Annotated in this window: 15 protein-coding genes; 5 read left to right on the top strand and 10 right to left on the bottom strand. The window is 61.0% G+C overall.

The window, feature by feature from the left end; translation table 11 throughout:
• Nucleotides 1-116 precede the first annotated feature (116 nt).
• The gene (locus WQQ_RS25405) at nt 117-410 is read left to right on the top strand and encodes a hypothetical protein (protein ID WP_202800620.1); all 294 of its coding nucleotides are present in this window, start codon (nt 117-119) and stop codon (nt 408-410) included.
• 254 nt (nt 411-664) lie between these two features.
• Here WQQ_RS25405 and WQQ_RS09700 read toward each other — a convergent pair whose 3' ends face one another.
• Together WQQ_RS09700 and WQQ_RS09705 are read right to left on the bottom strand one after the other, a co-directional pair.
• Nucleotides 665-2,932, bottom strand: coding sequence for an ATP-dependent DNA helicase (locus tag WQQ_RS09700; RefSeq protein ID WP_007184978.1), 2,268 nt, complete (start codon nt 2,930-2,932; stop codon nt 665-667).
• Between the two features lies 1 nt (nt 2,933).
• The gene (locus WQQ_RS09705; RefSeq protein ID WP_050997614.1) at nt 2,934-3,629 is read right to left on the bottom strand and encodes a hypothetical protein; all 696 of its coding nucleotides are present in this window, start codon (nt 3,627-3,629) and stop codon (nt 2,934-2,936) included.
• Between the two features lie 129 nt (nt 3,630-3,758).
• Between WQQ_RS09705 and lexA the strand changes: the two genes are divergently transcribed.
• From lexA to WQQ_RS09725, 4 genes are read left to right on the top strand one after another with little or no spacing between them, the layout of a single operon-like run.
• Nucleotides 3,759-4,406 carry a transcriptional repressor LexA gene (lexA, locus tag WQQ_RS09710; protein WP_050997615.1) on the top strand — a complete coding sequence of 216 codons (648 nt, stop codon included), beginning with the start codon at nt 3,759-3,761 and terminating at the stop codon, nt 4,404-4,406.
• Nucleotides 4,403-5,008 (top strand): translesion DNA synthesis-associated protein ImuA, encoded by a 606-nt coding sequence (gene imuA / locus WQQ_RS09715; protein WP_007184981.1) that lies wholly within the window; start codon nt 4,403-4,405, stop codon nt 5,006-5,008. The genes lexA and imuA overlap by 4 nt, the downstream gene beginning before the upstream one ends.
• 7 nt (nt 5,009-5,015) lie before the next feature.
• On the top strand, nt 5,016-6,419 hold the full coding sequence (locus WQQ_RS24020; protein ID WP_007184982.1) for a Y-family DNA polymerase: 1,404 nt from the start codon (nt 5,016-5,018) through the stop codon (nt 6,417-6,419).
• Nucleotides 6,416-9,505 carry an error-prone DNA polymerase gene (locus WQQ_RS09725; RefSeq protein ID WP_007184983.1) on the top strand — a complete coding sequence of 1,030 codons (3,090 nt, stop codon included), beginning with the start codon at nt 6,416-6,418 and terminating at the stop codon, nt 9,503-9,505. Before WQQ_RS24020 ends, WQQ_RS09725 begins: the two co-directional genes overlap by 4 nt.
• 69 nt (nt 9,506-9,574) lie before the next feature.
• Here the strand turns inward: WQQ_RS09725 and WQQ_RS09730 are convergent, their stop codons facing one another.
• The 8 genes from WQQ_RS09730 to ligD form a co-directional block, all read right to left on the bottom strand.
• A complete protein-coding gene (locus WQQ_RS09730) occupies nt 9,575-12,022 on the bottom strand; it encodes a PAS domain S-box protein (RefSeq protein WP_192812953.1) in 2,448 nt (815 codons plus the stop codon).
• Between the two features lie 578 nt (nt 12,023-12,600).
• Nucleotides 12,601-13,743 (bottom strand): glutathione-independent formaldehyde dehydrogenase, encoded by a 1,143-nt coding sequence (locus WQQ_RS09735; protein WP_007184985.1) that lies wholly within the window; start codon nt 13,741-13,743, stop codon nt 12,601-12,603.
• A gap of 61 nt (nt 13,744-13,804) precedes the next feature.
• Nucleotides 13,805-13,951: a hypothetical protein gene (locus WQQ_RS24295; RefSeq protein WP_157534570.1), complete on the bottom strand. Its 147-nt coding sequence runs from the start codon at nt 13,949-13,951 to the stop codon at nt 13,805-13,807.
• Nucleotides 13,952-14,008: 57 nt separating this feature from the next.
• On the bottom strand, nt 14,009-14,503 hold the full coding sequence (locus WQQ_RS09740; protein ID WP_007184986.1) for a DUF421 domain-containing protein: 495 nt from the start codon (nt 14,501-14,503) through the stop codon (nt 14,009-14,011).
• Between the two features lie 100 nt (nt 14,504-14,603).
• The gene (locus WQQ_RS09745) at nt 14,604-15,146 is read right to left on the bottom strand and encodes a DUF4142 domain-containing protein (protein ID WP_237715041.1); all 543 of its coding nucleotides are present in this window, start codon (nt 15,144-15,146) and stop codon (nt 14,604-14,606) included.
• A 146-nt stretch (nt 15,147-15,292) separates the two neighbouring features.
• Nucleotides 15,293-16,108 carry an exodeoxyribonuclease III gene (locus tag WQQ_RS09750; protein ID WP_040453307.1) on the bottom strand — a complete coding sequence of 272 codons (816 nt, stop codon included), beginning with the start codon at nt 16,106-16,108 and terminating at the stop codon, nt 15,293-15,295.
• A gap of 31 nt (nt 16,109-16,139) precedes the next feature.
• Nucleotides 16,140-16,316 (bottom strand): DUF3606 domain-containing protein, encoded by a 177-nt coding sequence (locus WQQ_RS23685; protein WP_007184989.1) that lies wholly within the window; start codon nt 16,314-16,316, stop codon nt 16,140-16,142.
• Nucleotides 16,313-18,235, bottom strand: a complete 1,923-nt coding sequence (ligD, locus tag WQQ_RS09755) for a DNA ligase D (protein WP_007184990.1) — start codon at nt 18,233-18,235, stop codon at nt 16,313-16,315. Before ligD ends, WQQ_RS23685 begins: the two co-directional genes overlap by 4 nt.
• Between the last annotated feature and the right edge of the window lie 53 nt (nt 18,236-18,288).

Below are 18,288 nucleotides of genomic sequence, written 5' to 3' on the forward strand. Positions count from 1 at the left end.
TCGGAAGTTGCGAGAATGAGCGAGCCCGTGCTCCCTACAATCTGCCGAATGACACGAGAGCTGCTCCGGTGGCCTCGTGGTAGCGCATGTGACTTAGCGACGCGATGGAGGCTTGAATGACGACAAAACTTGATCGCGACCTGAAGAGGGAAATCACGGTCGAGGGAACTGTCTACACGGTCCTTCTCACGCCATCATTGCTGAAGCTGACCGAGAAGGGGCGACGAAAGGGGCTGGAAATCGCGTGGAACGACTTGCTTTCGGGTGATGCCGGGATGGCGGCCGCCTTGCAAGCATCGGTTGCAGAAATTCCTGACCGAAGAGCCGTAATCGAATCGCCGGCAACAAGACAATGCCCATCGAAGGCGAAGCCTAAACAGAGGGGCACGCGCAAGCCCGCTGCGCGCTAGGTGTACCGGTCATACCGTACCGTACCGGCGGTACGGTACACATCCTTGGTCCTACGATCGCGCGCCCGCTGTTGTGGACGATGGCCAAACAGCCGGCCACCGTGTGCATTTCGCTATGGACGATCGCTCTGAGTCTGCGCTCGTGCTCGGTGGACGGACAAGCCGCCCACGCGTCGCCCACAGCGAACTGCACACTTCGTTCACAACGCAAAAGCGGACTGCAACTGTTTCGACGGATGCAAAGCCAAAGCGCACTACTCAAGCAGAGCGCTGCTGGCCCCTCTCAGTTGCCAACTCGGTGGCAGCAACCGCTGCGTCGCAGTGCGGGCATAGCGATCGTCGATCAGATGGAGAACGCCGGTATCACTCATGCCGCGGATGACGCGCCCGCCTGCCTGTACGACCTTCTGCAATGCAGGGAACAGATACGTGTAGTCGTACGCGGCCGCTCCAACGATGGATGACATCCTCGACCGCATTTCTTCATTGACCTCGCTGGGTTCCGGAAGGCCCAACGTGACAATGAAGACACCGATGAGCTGCTCGCCCGGCAGATCGACGCCCTCGGCGAAAATGCTTCCCAGAACCGATAGCCCGACCACTGGAGTTCCTGATCTGAATTGGTCCAGGAAGAATGCCCTGCTGGTTTCGTCACTCGCACGCTCATGCGTGGTGAGTGGCAACCCAGGATGCCGAAACGCCAGCTCGGCGCCGAGTTGTCTGACGTACTGGAAGCTGGAGCAGAACACCAGATAGTTGCCGGGCGCCTCTTGAAACTGCTGGTAGATCAGGTCCGCGATGACGGGCAAGGAAGCATTTCGATCTGCCAACCGTGTCGATACACGGTGAGTCCTCACACGCAGCTGCTCGGGGCGAAACGGTGACGGAAGATCAATCCACGGCGTTTCCACGGGAAACCCAAGCAGGTCGCGGTAGAAGTTCGGTGGATTCAAGGTCGCCGAGAAGATCGTGACGCTGCCTGTCGCTGCAATTCGACACGCCAAGTAACGCGCGGGAACGACGTTGCGAATCGTGGCGGTTGCAGAGGTATGGTTTCGATCCAGCGTCACATCGTAGAGCGCATGGTCACCGAATTCGTCAGCAAGTTCGATGAAGGCCATTGCGTCGAAATAGAAGCGCTGAAGCTCAGGTGCAATGGCGGCAGGTTCTTCGGCAAGGTGTTCGCCGATCTTTGCAATCGCGCCGCGCAGCGCATCGGCCAGCGCGGAATGGCAGATGTCGTAGGCGCGGTAGGCTTGATGCTGGCCTTCCACGATCTGTCGCCAGGCCGTGGATACTCTGGACAAGGATCGCTTGATCTTTGCGGGAGCTGCCTTCCGCAATGGCGCAACGGCCCTCTGGTGCATTTCCGCCGAATACATGCTGCGGGCACGGTCGATCAGGTTGTGGCCTTCATCGACGAGAACGGCAACCTTCCAGTCGTTCGCCAGCATCAGCGCGTGCAGGATCGCGCTGCGATCGAAGTAGTAGTTGTAGTCGCCGACGATGACATCGGCCCAGCGGACCATCTCCTGCGCGAGGTAATACGGGCATATGTCGTGTCGCAACGCGACGGCCCGAACGCTCGCTTGATCCAGTCGCTGCGCATGGGCAGCATCGGCGCGGGCGGCAGGCAGCCGATCAAAGAACCCCTTCGCCAATGGACATGCCTGTCCATGACAAGCCCGTCCGGGATGCTCGCAGCACTTCTCTCTTGCAACCAGTTCCAGAACCCGCAACGGGATTGGTTCGTCGCCGGAAGACAGTGCGGCCAAGGCGTCGAGCGCCGATCGACGTCCCGAGGTCTTGGCGGTGAGGTAGTACACCTTGTCGATCAAGCCCTGCGACATCGCTTTCAATGCAGGGAACAGCGAGCCGATCGATTTGCCGATACCGGTGGGCGCCTGGGCCATCAGTGGCCGTCGATCCCGAATCGAGCGGTAAATGGCTTCGGCGAATCTCCGCTGACCGGCGTGGAAGTCGGCATGCGGAAATGCCATTCGCGTCAGCGCTGCGTTGCGATGCTCGCGATGAGCTTCTTGTGCGCTTTCCCAGGTGCGGTAGCTTTCACAAAGCTCGCCCGCAAAATGTTCCAGCTCCGCGCGTGCGAAGACGCGTGGCAGCACGGTCTCCCGCTGACGGTCCACGTCGTAGTAGACCAGTGCCAGTTCCAGATCAGCCAGGTCGCGCTCGATACAGAACTGCGTGGCGTACATCTTGAGCTGCGCCCAGTGCAGCTCGCGATGATGCGCCGGCATGCGTTCCAGATCGCCGCGGTGCGACTTGATTTCCTCCAGCCGCATCGGATGCGGCCTCAAGCCGTCGGCGCGTCCGCGGACCATCAGATCATCGTGTCGATGTTCGATGCGAATCTCGCGTTGGTAGCCCGCGCCGCGTCGGGCCGCCACAGCGGCATGAGCCGCGATGCCTTCTTCTGCTGTCGGCGCAGGCGTGAATCGCAGGTCCAGATCGCCGCGCTTGGCACCGAATGCGCACAGTTCTCGGACCGATATCGCGGGCATGTCAGAGACCCGGCGTCGGCTCGTCGAAGCCGCGCAGGCGTTCGGCCTTGGCCAGCGCCATCCAGGTCGCGAAACCCAGGCGGGCAGCGCGCTTTGGCGAACAGCGCACACGCTCCAGAACGCCATCGTTGCGCGCGACGATTACGCCGCAGTCCTCCGGAATCTCCTCGGGCTTGGCGATGCCTTCGGCGAGCACGAAGTAGAACTCGGACGATAGCGCCATGTAGCCGCCGCGCTTCTCCGGTTTCTTCAGGTCCGACAGCAGGTCGGCCCGCCGCACCTTGATCTCGTGAATGATGGGTTCGACGTAGTCTTCGACCGTGGTGTTGCGAATGCTGAACACGTCCGGCCGCATCACCAGCCAGTCCTCGGCTGGTTTCGCGCGCAGGGCCAGGCTCGTGTAGACGATACGGTCGTTGCGGGCCTGCTCACCAGCGACCCGCTGGACCAGCGCCTCGTGGGCATCCAGCGCCGCCCGGTTTCGCATCAGGGAGTCGGCGATGTGCTTTAGACCGGCGTCAGTAACGCGGACCGTCTCCATGCCGGCAGAACTGGCAACCCGCTCCAGTAGCCCGGCAACCAGTAGCTCGACTTCGACAGTATCCAGACACGGCCAGCCTGCCGAGCGGTACATCGCGCGCAGTCGCTGGCTGTGAATCCGGCCCAGCTTCGACGGTTGGGGAGACAAATCGGACATGGCAACGCAATCCGGACGAGATCAGACGGCTAATCAGCCACTTGCCTCAGGAGGTCCAAATCGGGGCTGGACACCGGGCCGGGCTCGGTCGCAGTCTAATCGTGAAGTGATAATTTTAACACCTCGTCCATGCAGCCTTTAACCGACCGCCAGACCACCATCCTGCAATACCTCATCCGGGCGACGGCGGACGGCGGTCGGCCGCCTTCGCAGGTGGAAATCGCTGACCATTTCGGGCTGTATCAGAGTGGTATCCGCAAGCACCTGCTCCGCTTGGCCGAATTCGGTTACATCGACTTCGAGATGCACTCGGCGCGCGGCATCCGGGTGCTGGCTTCAGCGGATCACCTCGTCGGGGATGTACGCATTGACCAGCTGCCGCTGGTCGGGCGCATCGCTGCCGGGACGCCGCTGACGGCGGCCGAGAACATCGAGGAATGGGTGCAGGTCAATCCCGAATTGTTTCGTCCCCGCGCCACACACCTGTTCCGCGTATCCGGCCGCTCGATGCTCAACCTCGGCGTGCTCGACGGCGACATCGTGGCCATCCACGAAGACCCCGATGCCACGTCTGGCATCGTGGCCGCCGCGGTGCCGGACAAGAAGACCGACGACCTGCTGCTGACCTTGAAACGCTGCAAGCGCAAGGGCGGCCAGGTCCATCTGCTTTCCGAAAACGATGACCAGGCCAGCTACTCGCCGCAAATTTACGAGGCCGGCGAGGTCCAGGTGCTGGGCCGCTATGTCGGGCTGATTCGTCCCGAGCACCGGCGATGAAGGAACTGGCTTCCGTACTGGAGATTCCCGGTGTGTGGCGCGGTCTGGTCAACCAGCGCGTCCAGGCCTTGCCGACCGGGCATGCCGGGCTCGACGCGCTGCTGCCCGGCGGTGGTCTGCCGTGTGGCGCGCTGACCGAAGTGCTGCACGCCAAACCCGGTGTCGGCGAGCTATCGCTGATCCTGCCGATCATGGCGCGACTGACGCAGGGTGGCAGCCGTGCCGTGCTGATGGCGCCGCCGTACATCCCCTATGCACCGGCGCTTGCACAGGCCGGTGTGGTGCTGCCTCGGCTGGTCGTCATGCAGCCGCCATCGCAGGATGAAGTGCCGTGGGGATTCGAGCAGTCGTTGCATGCCGGTGTTTTCGGCATGGTGGTGGCGTGGGGCCAGCGCACCACGTCGGAAGCTCTGCTTCGATTACAGCGCGCGGCCGAGAACGCCAATTCCATGGGCATCCTGATGCGCCCATTGTCGGCCGCCGCTCAGGCTTCGCATGCGGCGCTGCGCCTATGTCTGCGTCCGACGGCGAATGGCACGGATGTGGAGATACTGAAGTGCCGCGGCGGCCGCACCGGGCAGCATTGGCTGCTGGCGGCATGAGGCGGCGATGCTCTGGCTGTGCCTCTATCCCACTCGGCTTTCGCTGGAATCGCTCGACGCCGCCGACCGGCCCGACGTGGCGATCGTGCAAAGCAAGGGCAATCGTCGGTGGATCGTCGATACCACTGCGGCCTGTGCATCCGGCATGGAGTTGGGAACGGCACTCGCGCTGTATTCGCTGACGCAGATCGAGCGGCGACCCGAAGCCGAACGCGCCGCACTCGAACAACTGGCCTACTTCGCCTACACGTTAGGCGCCCCGGTCCATCTCATCACCGAGGAGCCGCGCTGGTTCGGCGATGCACCGTTAGGCGCTGTGGTCGTCGAGGTCTCAGCCAGTCTGAGCCTGTTCGGCGGCCTCGATGCTCTACGTCGATTCGTCAATGAACGCATCGGCGAGCAGAGCCTCACCGTTCGCCCCGGGCTGGCACCTACCATCGAAGGCGCGGTGCTCGCAGCTCAGGCCGGGCTGGTATTCGATTCGCTCCCACGCTTTCGTGTCTGGCTCAAGCGACAGCCGCTTACCACGCTGCGCCTGCCCGAGCAGGCGATCAAAGTTTGCACCGGCAGCGGCATGCAGACGGCGGGCGATGTCCTGCGCATTCCCGCGGAGTCCCTTGCGCGGCGCTTCGGAGCGGTCGTGCCGCGGTACCTGCGTCGCTTGCTGGGCAAGGCGGCTGATCCTCGCCCCGCGATCGTGCCACCCGAGACGTTCGTGCGTCGCTGGCAGATGCTCGGCGTCATCGAAACCGTGGAAGGGCTGCTGTTTCCACTGCGCCGTTTGCTGGTGGAACTGGAGCAATACCTGCGCGCGCGTGACAGCGGGTTGATGCGATTTCACATCGACCTGCTGCATGAAGACCACTCACGCAGCGTGGTCGAGGTTGGGCTATCGATGGCGTCACGCGATGCCTCGCACTTCCTGCTCATCACCCGGCAGCGATTCGAGCGCGTTGAACTTCCCGGTGGCGTGGTGGAACTCACGCTACGCGCCGAATCCTTCGTTGCGCCGAACGTCGCGCAGCACGATCTGTTTGACAACGCAGCCAAGCGCTTGCAGGACTGGAATACGCTGATCGAGAAGCTGCGTGCGCGCTGGGGATCGGAGGCGATCTGGAGCATGGCGGCCGCATCGGATCATCGCCCCGAGCGTGCCTGGCGCAAGCTTCAACCGGGACAGGACGACGTTGAGGTGGAAACGCCCCCGCGTCCGACATGGTTGCTGCCGGAGCCGCGTCAGATCGAACGGCCGGCCGAATTGCTAGGTACGCCGGAGCGCATTGCCGTGGGCTGGTGGGAGGCACCGACCGAGCGCGACTACTTCCAGGCGCGCGGCCCGGATGGGCGCAAGCTCTGGGTCTACCAGGACAAGCACAGTCTGCGGTGGATGCTGCACGGCTACTGGTCATGAGCGGCTACGCCGAGCTGCACTGCGTCAGCAATTTCACCTTCCTGCGTGGCGCGTCCGATCCGCGCGAGCTGGTCAGGCAGGCGCACGCACTGGGCTATGCGGCGATCGCGATCACCGACGAATGCTCGCTCGCCGGCATCGTGCGCGCGTATGAGGCCAGTCGCGAGACTGGACTCGCCCTGATCGTCGGCAGTGAGTTTCGTCTCGCCGATGGCAATGTACTGACCGTGCTGGTCACCAGCCCGGATTCCTATACCGAACTCTGCGGCTTGATTACCGAGGCGCGGCGCCGCTCCAAGAAGGGCCGCTACTCGGTGGACTACGCCGACTTCGTCCGCACCATCCGGCATGGCTTGGTGCTGTGGAGCCCACCGTGGCTGCCGCGAGGCGCGAATGTGCCGCTACCCGAGACAGCCGCATGGCTGCGCGAACACTTCGATGGCCGCGCATGGATTGCGTGGGAGCGCACGCTGCATCCGCAGGATCGCGGGCGCTTCGCCAAACTGCGCGAACTCGCCGAGCAATCCGGGCTGCCGCTGACGGCAGCTGGTGACGTACACATGCACATCCGTGAGCGCGGCGCGCTACAGCAAGTCGTGACCTGCATTCGTAACGGCTGCTCGGTACAAACAGCGGGGCAGCAGCTGTACCCCAACCATGAGCGTCACCTGCGTCCGCTGCATCGATTGAAGCGGCTGTATCCACCGGAGCTGTTGCAGCAATCGCTCGTCATCGCCGAACGCTGCACGTTTCGCCTGAACCAGCTGCGCTACGAGTATCCCCACGAGTTGGTGCCGGCAGGACTGAGCGCGATCCAGCATCTGCGCAATCTGACCGAGGCTGGCATCCGGCGTCGCTGGCCGGACGCTTGTCCCGAGCACGTCCGCGCGCTGATCGACAAGGAATATCGACTGATCGAGGAGCTGGGCTACGAGCACTTCTTCCTCACAGTGGAAGACATTGTGCGCGAGGCCCGGCGCTTGGAGATTCTGTGCCAGGGTCGCGGCAGCGCCGCGAACTCGGCCGTCTGCTATGCCCTCGGGGTGACGGAGGTTGATCCCGCCAGACTCAACATGCTGTTCGAGCGCTTCGTCTCGAAGGAACGCAACGAGCCGCCGGACATCGACATCGATTTCGAGCATCAGCGCAGAGAAGAAATCATTCAGTACGTCTATACAAAGTACGGACGCGAGCGCGCAGCGATAGCGGCCACGGTGATCACGTATCGCAAGCGCAGCGCGATCCGCGATGTGGGCAGGGCACTCGGCTTCACGCTGGAACAAGTCGATGCGCTGGCCAAGAGCCTGACGTGGTGGGATGACCTCGGTCGCCTTCAGGACAATTTGCGGACCATGGGCTTCGACATGGGCGGCGAACTCATCCAGCACTTCGTCGCGTTGGTGGATGAGATCGTCGGTTTTCCGCGTCACCTGTCGCAGCACGTGGGCGGATTCGTGATTTCGCATCACCCCTTGCACACGCTGGTGCCGGTCGAGAATGCGTCGATGGAAGCGCGCACGATCATCCAGTGGGACAAGGACGATCTCGACACGATGGGTTTGCTCAAGGTCGATGTGCTGGCGCTAGGCATGCTCAGCGCGGTGCGACGTGCCTGCGAACTCGTGAGCCGTTTTCGCGGCAAGCCGTTCTCGTTCGGCGATATCCCGGCCGAAGACCCGAAGACTTACGACATGATCGGCCGCGCCGAGACGGTCGGCGTGTTTCAGGTCGAGTCCCGAGCGCAGATGTCGATGCTGCCGCGTCTCAAGCCCAGGCGCTTCTACGATCTCGTGATCGAAGTGGCCATCATCCGGCCCGGCCCGATCCAGGGTGGCATGGTGCATCCGTATCTTCGTCGGCGGCAGGGGCTGGAGCAGGTCGAGTATCCGAGCGAGGCGCTGAAGCAGGTGCTGGAACGAACGCTCGGCGTACCGCTTTTTCAAGAGCAAGTCATGGAAATCACGATGGTGGCGGCCGGCTTTTCGGCAGGCGAGGCCGACCAGGTGCGTCGATCGATGGCCGCGTGGAAGCGCGGGGGCGATCTCGAAAAGTATCGCGACCGCCTTCTGGCGGGCATGGTCGAGCGTGGATATACCGCCGAGTTTGCGGAACAGATTTACCAGCAGATTCTCGGCTTCTCCGGCTATGGCTTTCCCGAGAGCCATGCTGCCAGCTTTGCCTTGATCACCTACGTCAGTTGCTGGCTACGCTGCAATGAGCACGCGGCCTTTGTAGCGGCGCTGCTGAACTCGCAACCGATGGGATTCTACTCACCGTCCAGCCTCGTCAACGATGCGCGCCGCGCAGGTGTTGTCTTTCGGCCGGTCGATGTGCTCCACAGCGACTGGGACTGCACGCTTGAGCCATGCGAACGCGGGGAGCCCGAAGTTCGTCTGGGGCTTCGAATGGTGGGAAGCCTCCATGAAGACGTGGCATGCCGAATCGTCGCACAGCGAAATGCCGAGATGTTCCGCAGTCTTGAGGACATGGCACATCGAGTAGCACTCGACCGGGGCAGCCTTGATCTGCTGGCTCACGCAGGTGCCTTGCGAAATCTCACTGCACACCGCAACGAAGCCCGCTGGCGTGCGACTGGCATCGAGCGTCTACCAGGCGCACTGCGCGGACGAGCCGCTCAGGACCAAGCAATCAAGTTGAACGCCCCGAGCGACACAGCGGAAACTTTTGCCGACTATCAATCGATCGGGCTGACACTCGGACAACATCCGCTTTCATATCTGCGCCAGCGCTTGGACCGGCTTCACGCTGTCCCGGCCGGCCGTCTGCATATCTACAAAGACGGCTCAACGGTCTGCGTGGCTGGATTGGTGACGCATCGTCAACGACCAGAGACGGCCAGCGGCGTGGTGTTCGCATCGCTGGAAGACGAAACGGGTGTCACCAACCTGATTATCAAAGCCCACGTTCTTGACCGCTATCGCGGCGCGGCACTCGGTTCCACTCTTATGGTGGTTCGCGGGGAACTTCAGAATCAGCAAAGCGTGATCCACGTGATCGCAAAGGAGATTGATGACTGCTCACAGTGGATCGGTTCATTGCCGATTGCATCACGCGACTTCCATTGACCATCGGCCATGCCACGCGCTGAAAGCTGAGCATCATATGCTGGCGGAAGTGTCCTCGTTCTTCGGCCGCTAGTTGAATCGGTGCCCAGCCACCGTCGCGATTGTGGCGACCAGTTCGGATGGCTCAACGGGCTTGGCGACGTGCGCAATAAATCCAGCCCGGAGCGCTTTGGTTCGGTCCTCGGACCGCGCGAAAGCTGTAAGTGCGACAGCCGGAACTTTGCTGCCCTCAACCTCGGTCAGCGCACGCACGCGCCACAAAAATTCGTACCCGTCGATCTCCGGCATGCCAATGTCACTGATGAGCACCGATGGTTTGGTCTCGCGGAGCAGTGCGATTGCTTGGTATGCATCGGCTGCGACGCGAACTTCAGCGCCACAATCTCTAAGAAGCCTAGCCACCAACTCGCGGGCATCGGGTTCATCATCGAGTAACAACACGGAAATTCCGGTCAGGTCGACAGTTTTATAGTCGGTAGACGAGACATTGGCCGACCGAGGATGTTCGCGACGCTCATCGACTTGTCGATGCACGATAGTCACCGGCAGCAACACGGTGAAAGTTGCCCCCATTCCGATGCCGGGACTTTTCGCACGTATATTGCCCCCATGCAGTTCGATCATGTGCTTGGCGATGGACAAGCCGAGTCCGAGACCGCCGTGGGAACGGGTCGTTGAAGCATCTCCCTGTCGAAAGCGCTCGAAGACATGCGGAACGAAGTCTGGGCTGATGCCGGCACCGTTGTCGGCAACACTGATCTCGATGTGCGAGTTGACGCGCTCCAGTACAACCTGCACCTTCCCGCCGCGGGGAGTGAACTTGATGGCGTTCGAAAGCAGGTTCCAGATGACCTGTTGAAGCCGTCCCGGATCACCGGAAACGGGACCCGCGAGAGGATCAAGGATAAGCTCCAATCGAATTCCCTTCGCGTCGGCAGCCGGGCGCACAGCGTCCACGGCCGCTTGTATGAAGGCCATAGGAGTGACGGGCTGAATATCCAGACGCACCTTTCCAGACGTGATGCGACTCATGTCCAGAAGATCTTCGATCAATTGGGTCTGCACACGCGCGTTTCGTTCTATCGCATCCAGCCCCTGCATGAAATCTTGCTTGCCCTTGTCGCTGTGCCGTAGCACTTGTGCCCACCCCAGGATGGCGTTCAGCGGCGTGCGCAATTCATGCGATAGCGTCGCGAGAAATTCGTCCTTGAGTGCGCTCATGCGCTCTGCGTGGCTGCGAGCAGCTCGCTCACTCTCCAGCAGATTCTCGCGCTCAGCTGACGCACTTCGCATCGCCTCGTACAGCCGAGCGTTGTCGATGGCGATAGCGGCCTGCGCTGCAATGCCCACGACAACGCGTTCTGCACGTTCGGTGAAAATTCCCGGCTCTGGATGGCCAAAAAACAAGCCTCCAATAACGGCGCTGGACCGCGAAACGACGGGAATGGCCAAGTAACTCCGGACCGGAAGATGCCCCCGGGGCATTCCAAAGTGCGGAGCGCTCAACCCATAGCGCGGGTCCTCAAGCACATCATGCAGGCGAATGGGTGGTTCACCTCTGAAGGTAGGACCAAATAGGGCCGTTGCCCGAGGGTGACCAAAATTCTCAAAGGCCGAGCGTGGTGCTCCTGACAATGTGTATAGGAGATAATCGTTGCCCTGCTCGCCGACGTTGTTGTAGAAGAACGCACCGAATTGAGCACCGGTCAACTGTGTGCTGGCGTCGGTGACGTTTTGCAGCAAAACTTGCAGATCGAGCTCGGACGCCAACTGCATTCCGGTTTGATTGATCAGCTCAAGGGCTTGGGTCTCCTCACGCAGCGCGCGCTCTGCAGCACGGCGGTCAGTTACGTCACGCGCGATCTTCGAAGCCCCGACAATCACACCGTTCTCATCCCGGATCGGTGACACGGTCAGTGAGACCTCGATACGCCGACCATCCTTGGTCTGCCTCACGGTCTCGTAGTGCTCGATTCGTTCTCCGACTCGTAGCCGGGAAAGAATCATGTCCTCTTCGTGGGCGTACTCTTCTGGTATCAGCATTAAAATTGACTTGCCCAGTGCTTCCTGCTCGGAATAGCCGAAGAGACGCTGGGCCGCGTCGTTCCACGATGTAATTACGCTTTCGAGCGTCTTGCTGATGATGGCATCGTCGGAGGAAGCGACGATAGCGGCAAGCCGAGCGTCAGCCAAACTCTGCGGTACTTTCGACGGAAGGCGAAGCAGAATATGGCGAATTTCGTTCCCGCCATGGCCTTGCAACCATGTCGAAATCTGCGCAACAGTTGCCGTACCGTCGCCTTTGATCACCTGCCTTGTTAATCCGGACCCTGCATACGGCAGAGGAATAGCAAGACCGATTGCTTCAATCGGCTGCCCGACCATTTCACTTTCGGAACGACCCAGAAGTGTTTGCGCAGCACGATTGCAACCGATGATCATGCCAGAAGCATCGGCAGAGATGACCGCCTCCGGTGCGAAAGCAAAAGGCGAATCCGATTCGGTTGCTGCAGCCATGCTATTAACCTGTAGAGTCCGTTCCGAGGCCATCATACCGCTGTCACCGCGAGGCTCTGGGGCGTGCGATACTTCCTACATTCGAGCCGACGTATCTGAATTGGGGAGCAAGGCTTGCATGGTCGAACCCATCTGAGCCAGCAGTTGACTTACCTAGTCCGTTCTTCGATAGCGGCGCGCCGCTGCAGGTTTGCAATCGAAATCTTGGAGAGCTAGATGACTCGTGATCAGCCGCCCAATCAGCAAATGCCGACCTGCTCTAGCTGCGGTCAGCTCGATGCCGAACCGCAGACGCCGATGTGCCCCGCGGGCGTGAAACCTATTCGAATTTCTGCACACCCAGAAATGAGTGCGTCACGCCCCTATCGGTGTGATCATTGCGGCGCTGATTGGATTTACCATCCACCTGATGGTTATTGGACGCGAATCGATTGAAGTCCGACTCATCCGTGCCGTCGGGGCCATTTCTGGATAGATAGGCCGTAGCACCCATGTCGTAGAAGGCGCGTCGATTTACGCAAGCTCAGTAAAATGAAAATGCCGCCAAATCAGCGGCACTTTCATTCAATCGGTCCAGATCAAGCCGCAAGCTTCAACACAACCTTCGTCCAGCCATTGCCGCGCTGATCGAATTTATCGTAGGCCTTCGGCGCCTCGTCCAGCTTCAGGCGATGGGAAATGATGAAGGAAGGATTCGCCCTGCCGGCCTGAATCAGATCGCGTAGCTTTCGGTTGTAGGCCTTGACGTTGGCCTGTCCGCAGGCCATCGAGAGGCCCCTCTGAAAGTACAGGCCCATGTCGAAGGCGATCTGCCCTTGCTTGGCGAGCTTGTCCTCTGCCTTGGGGTCTTCCGGCACGAATACGCCGACAACACCCAGGCGGCCGGTCGGGCGCACGGACTTCACGAGGTTGTTCATGGTCATGTTGGGGATCTCATGACCGTGCGAGGGATCATGGCATTGCCAGCCCACGCACTCGCATCCGCAGTCAGCGCCTTCACCGCCCGTCAGCTTCATGATGGCCTCGACGGGATCGACCTTGGAATCATCGATCGGGATCGCGCCGATCTTTTCGGCGAGCTTGAGCCGGTCCGCGTGTCGATCGACAAGCATGACCTTGGCAGCGCCACGGATGAAAGCCGAATGGGCTGCCATCAAACCGACGGGTCCTGCGCCATAGATGGCGACCGAATCCCCAGGTCCTACCTTGGCCAGCTCTGTAGCATGAAAACCTGTCGGAAAGATGTCCGACAGCATCACGTAATCGTCTTCCTTCTCTACCGCATCGGGCGGCAAGAGCAGACAGTTGAAGTCGGCGTACGGTACCCGCAGGTACTCGGCCTGTCCGCCCTGATAGGGTCCCATCTCGGCATAGCCATAGGCGGCGCCCGCCATGCCGGGATTGGCGGTGAGGCAAAAGCCGGTATAGCCACGTTCACAGTTCTTGCAAAAGCCGCAGCCGATATTGAAGGGAAGACAAACGCGGTCGCCCTTCTTTACGCGCTCAACCGCTGCGCCGACCTCAACCACGACGCCGAGATTCTCATGGCCCAAAACTTTGCCCTTCTCGACGCTGGTTCTCCCTTCGTACATGTGCAGGTCCGAGCCGCAGATGTTGGAGGTGGTGATCTTTACCAGTACATCGGTCGGCTTTTCGATCTTCGGATCAGCGACCTTGTTGACGCTCACGTCGCGTGGTCCGTTGTAAACAAGTCCTTTCATTAGTGATGCTCCTCGCTTCCTTGCGTGGGATGGGTGCCGCTCACTGCCGTGAAAGCGCTTTTCAGCGATCGTGCTTGGAGCGCTGTCCGGTACTGCCTTGCGCACTTTGATGTTCGTGCGCGCGAGCCTTCTGATGAACCGAATCCGACTTCTGCGCTTTCTCATCGCGCTGAACCGGTGTCTGGTTGGCAGCTTTTTTCTGTGCCATGAATTTCTCCTGTGTGTTGAGTGACGACTACGTGCATAAATGCCGGTTGGGTGGTCTCTAGCGCTTCAGAACGCTGATTCGTCCATCGCTCTCAAGCAGGCACAGCCTGACGTCATCGGGTCTTTCGGCGTCACCCTGTCGAAGGTGAGTCAGCAAATCCTCATCGCTGATCTTGAACCGGCGTAGCGCTGCTCGATCGACCTTCCCGTCCTTGATCAGTACCGCGGGCGGAGGGTCTGCAAGTGGCGTGAACCAGGAGTATCGCCAGGACAGGTAATCGATCAGGCGATCCCAAAACACGATCGTCGCAATCAGCGTGAAGCCAGAACTGATCGACTCGTAGCTGCCACCCATCGCATTCTGCGCGGCGTCGGCCAGGATGGTGATCAGCAACACATCCGCAATTCCCAACTGGCCGGTGGGTCGGCGGAAAGCCCGCAGGATCACGAAGAGGAACAGATAAGTCAGTGTTCCGCGAACCACCATTTCGGCGATGCTCGAATCTGGAACGAGCAACTGCCCCCAATCGACGGCGGTCAGATGATCCAGCATGGGTCATCGTTTCCCAATGTCGAAGTCCCTAAGCGAGACCGTGGATGATCAAGCGTGAGCCTCGGTGCTTGAGGTGCAAGCACCGAGGCTCACTCGCCGATCAGGATTTCTTGGGGAGCAGGTCGTGAGCCATGCCGCCGTGGTTTTGAAGCTTCGGCAGGGTCTCGGCCGCAAACGCCTTCACGTCCGCGTCCTGTCCCTTCTTCGATTCCTGATCGAACAGCGAAACGGCTTCCTTGTGGGAGACGATCATCTGCCGCTTGTACGCCGCATCAAAGTCCGCGCCTGCGGAATCCTTGTTGAGACGGTCCAGCATCATCTGGTGATGTTTGGAAAGCGAGGTCGGCAGCGTGACCTTCTTGGCAGCGGCCAGCTTTTCGAGCTTGGCAGCAGCCTCCGTGTGATCGCTGACCATCTTCTCTGCGTAGCTCTTGACCTGCGCGTCGCTGGCCTTGGTCTGCGCCAGCTTGCTGGCCTGAATCTCGAACATGCCGGCAGACGCGGCGTTCTCGAAGAATGCCTTGTCACTGTTGGACAGCATGGCTTCGACGAGGCCTGAAGGCTGCATCGGTTCCGCGGCGTGAGCGAAGGGGGCACTCAAGGCAAGGCAGATGCCTGCTGCGGCAATGTGAGTAATTTTCACTGTTTTCTCCGTCCATGGATGGGTGACACCGGCGCAGCCTGTGCCCCTTCGACCTCCTGCGGGCTGAAGCGACCTCAAAGAGGTATGCGCTCTCGCTTCGAGTCCTCGGGGAGAGTTCGACGAAATGAGCGCCCCGCGCGGCGGTCTCAGTCCCCAGCTTTGGCAGGCCGTCTTCGCCTTGCGACTCTCGCGGCTTTCAACTCTACCCACGTCGGCGCGTGGTCGCTGGCATGCGCCTCGCCGCGTACCCACCGATCCACTCCCGCCGAGGTCAGGCGTTTCGCCAGGTCGGGGCTCAACAGGACGTGGTCGATGCGCAATCCGGCATCGCGCTGCCAGTGCTGTCTGAAGTAATCCCAGAAGGTGTAGACACGCTCATCGGCGAACTGCTCGCGCAGGGCGTCTGTCCACCCCTGTGCCAGCAATCGACGATATCGCTCGCGGCTTTCGGGTTGCATCAGCGCATCTTTCAACCAGGACTTGGGGTTGTAGATGTCTTCATCGGTAGGCACGACGTTGAAGTCCCCGGCGAGCAGCACTGGATGGCCCGATTCCAGCAGGGCCTGCGCATGCGCAATGAGCTTGTCGAACCAGTCGAGTTTGTAGTCGAACTTGGGACCCGGCCGCGGATTTCCGTTGGGCAAGTACAGGCACCCCACGATGATGCCTTTCACTGCTGCTTCCAGGTATCGGCTGTGGGTGTCCTTGCCCATGCCCGGTAGTCCACGCCGCGTCTCAAGGGGTTCGGAGCCTTTCGAAAGAATGGCCACACCGTTCCATGAGGCTTGGCCATGCCAGATGGCTTGATAGCCTGCCTCAGCGATGGCGCTTTCAGGAAAGGCGGCGTCGGTACATTTGAGTTCCTGCAAGCACACGATGTCGGGCTGATCACGGTCAAGCCAGTCGAGGAGTGCCGGTAACCGCGATCGGATACCGTTGATGTTGAATGTGGCGACCCTCATGAGAGGGCCGCCGTCGAGTCAAATCCCGGCATCACTTCGCCAGGGCTTTCCGCACCGCTTCTGCCGAGGTGCCAACCTTCTCGACCGCATCACGGAGCTGGCGCTCGCTCACGCCCAGTGCCTTGGTCCAGTAGCTGACTTCGTGCGCCTCGTTGACGTTGATGCGCTTCGAATCCGGTGAATTGCGTAGCTGGGGATTGTCCGTCATCGCTTTCTCCTTCCTTGAGTTGCGGGAGCATCGAAATCCGGCAGCGTCTGCCGGACGGAAAAGAAGTCGGCCCACGGGTCCTTCCGGCGCTTGCGTAGCCAACCAGGGGCAGACCTCACATCAAAATCGCGAGGGTCGAGATGCGTAAGGTCGCGCCAAGCCACCGGCATGGCGACCGTCACACCCGGCCGGGCTCGCGGGGAATAAGGCAGGACCGCAGTCGCGCCCTGTCCATTTCGCAGGTAGTCGACGAATATCTTTCCGACGCGTTTGGCCTTCGTCATCGTGGCGACGTAGCGCGCGGGTGCATGTTGCGCCAGCGCCGTGGCGACGGACTGGGTGAAGCCCTTCACTGTCTCCCAGTCCGCTTTCGGAAGGATCGGGACCACGACGTGCAAGCCTTTGCCGCCGGTCGTCTTCACGAAGGAAGTCATCTTCAACTCGTCAAAGATGCCCCGAACCTCCTGCGCCGCCTCGACGACGGCAGAGAACGGCAAGTGAGTATCGGGATCGAGGTCGATCACCAACCAGTCGGGACGGTCAGGATCGGCCGCCGTCGCGCCCCAGCCGTGCAGCTCGACGGCATTGAACTGCACAAGTTCGAGCAGGCCCCGCGCGGAGCGCGTGAAAAGAATGTCGTGTCCCGCAACCTTGGTGGCTTCGATCTCGTCGGAGAAGCCGGGCAGCTTCTGCTTCTGGAAGAAGCACTGCGACGCATTTCCCTGCGGACAGCGGACCAGGGCCAGGGGCCGCTTGTCCGCGTACGGCAGAATCCATTCGCTAACTTGCTGGTGGTACTGCGCCAGCTCTCCCTTGGTGACGCCTGAAGTCGGATCGATGACGCGATCTGGGTGCGTGATGTTGACCGACGAAGCCCGGACGCTGCGACCGCGCGACTTGCTGACCACGGCTTCTACGTCCTTTGCACGCTCGCGCACGACCTGCCGCGCCGGCTTGTCCTGACGTAGACCTTGGAATGAGGGATGGCGCAACGATCCGTCCTGCGTCATCTCGGTGAACTCAACCTCGCAGACCAGGTCTGGCTTCACCCAGACGGCATTCCGAAGTCGAGGGGGATTGGCAACGGCGGGCTCGTCGATCACCCGCTGCTGAAGCTGGCGCCCGATCTGCGTCAGCAACTCGTGATCGAAGCCGGTCCCGACCTTTCCGTTGAAGCGCAGTTCGCCGCCTTCGCGCGAGGCCAGGAGCAGTGAACGGAAGCCGATCCTAGAGCCCTCTGCCGGCAGGAATCCCACGATCACGAATTCCTGACGCTTGTGGCATTTGAGCTTGAGCCAGGATGTGCTGCGACAGCCCTCGTACGGAGACTCGGCACGCTTGGCGATCAGACCCTCCAGGCCGGCGTGGCAGGCCTGAGTCAATGCGGTCCTGCCGTCGCTTTCAAGATGAGCGCTATAGGCAAGAGGCCACGTCGGCTTGTCGCCAAGCAGCTTCTGAAGACGCTCCTTGCGGGCAAGGAGCGGCAGTGGCCGCAGGTCTTCGCCATCCACAAACAGAAGGTCAAATATGTAGAAGACCAGGCGTCTCTGTTCCTCGCGCGGCACCTCCCCGCCACCGCGAGGCAATGCGCGTTGGAGGCGCTGAAAGCTCGTGAGTCCGTCGTCACGGACATAGCAAAGCTCGCCATCGAGAATTGCCGACATCGTGTTCAGAGCGCCAAGTGCATCTCGAACGAACGGAAAAGTGTCACTCCAGTTCAAACCATTCCGGGAGCGCAGGGCTACGGCATTCTCGTAACGGCGCGCTAGCAGCCGGTAGCCGTCGAATTTGATCTCGTAGACCCAATCGCCCGCCGCGGGGGGGCGGTCAACGAGCGTCGCGAGTTGAAGATCAACAGAATCCAGTGCAGGAGGCCGGCTGGCGGTTGAACGGCGCGGCCCTGACGGCCGGGTCTTCATTGACGGTGGCTTTCGAGTTGGACTGCCCATGTCCAAAGCTAGGCGCCGAAGGC

This window comes from Hydrocarboniphaga effusa AP103 (assembly GCF_000271305.1).
Lineage (GTDB): Bacteria > Pseudomonadota > Gammaproteobacteria > Nevskiales > Nevskiaceae > Hydrocarboniphaga > Hydrocarboniphaga effusa.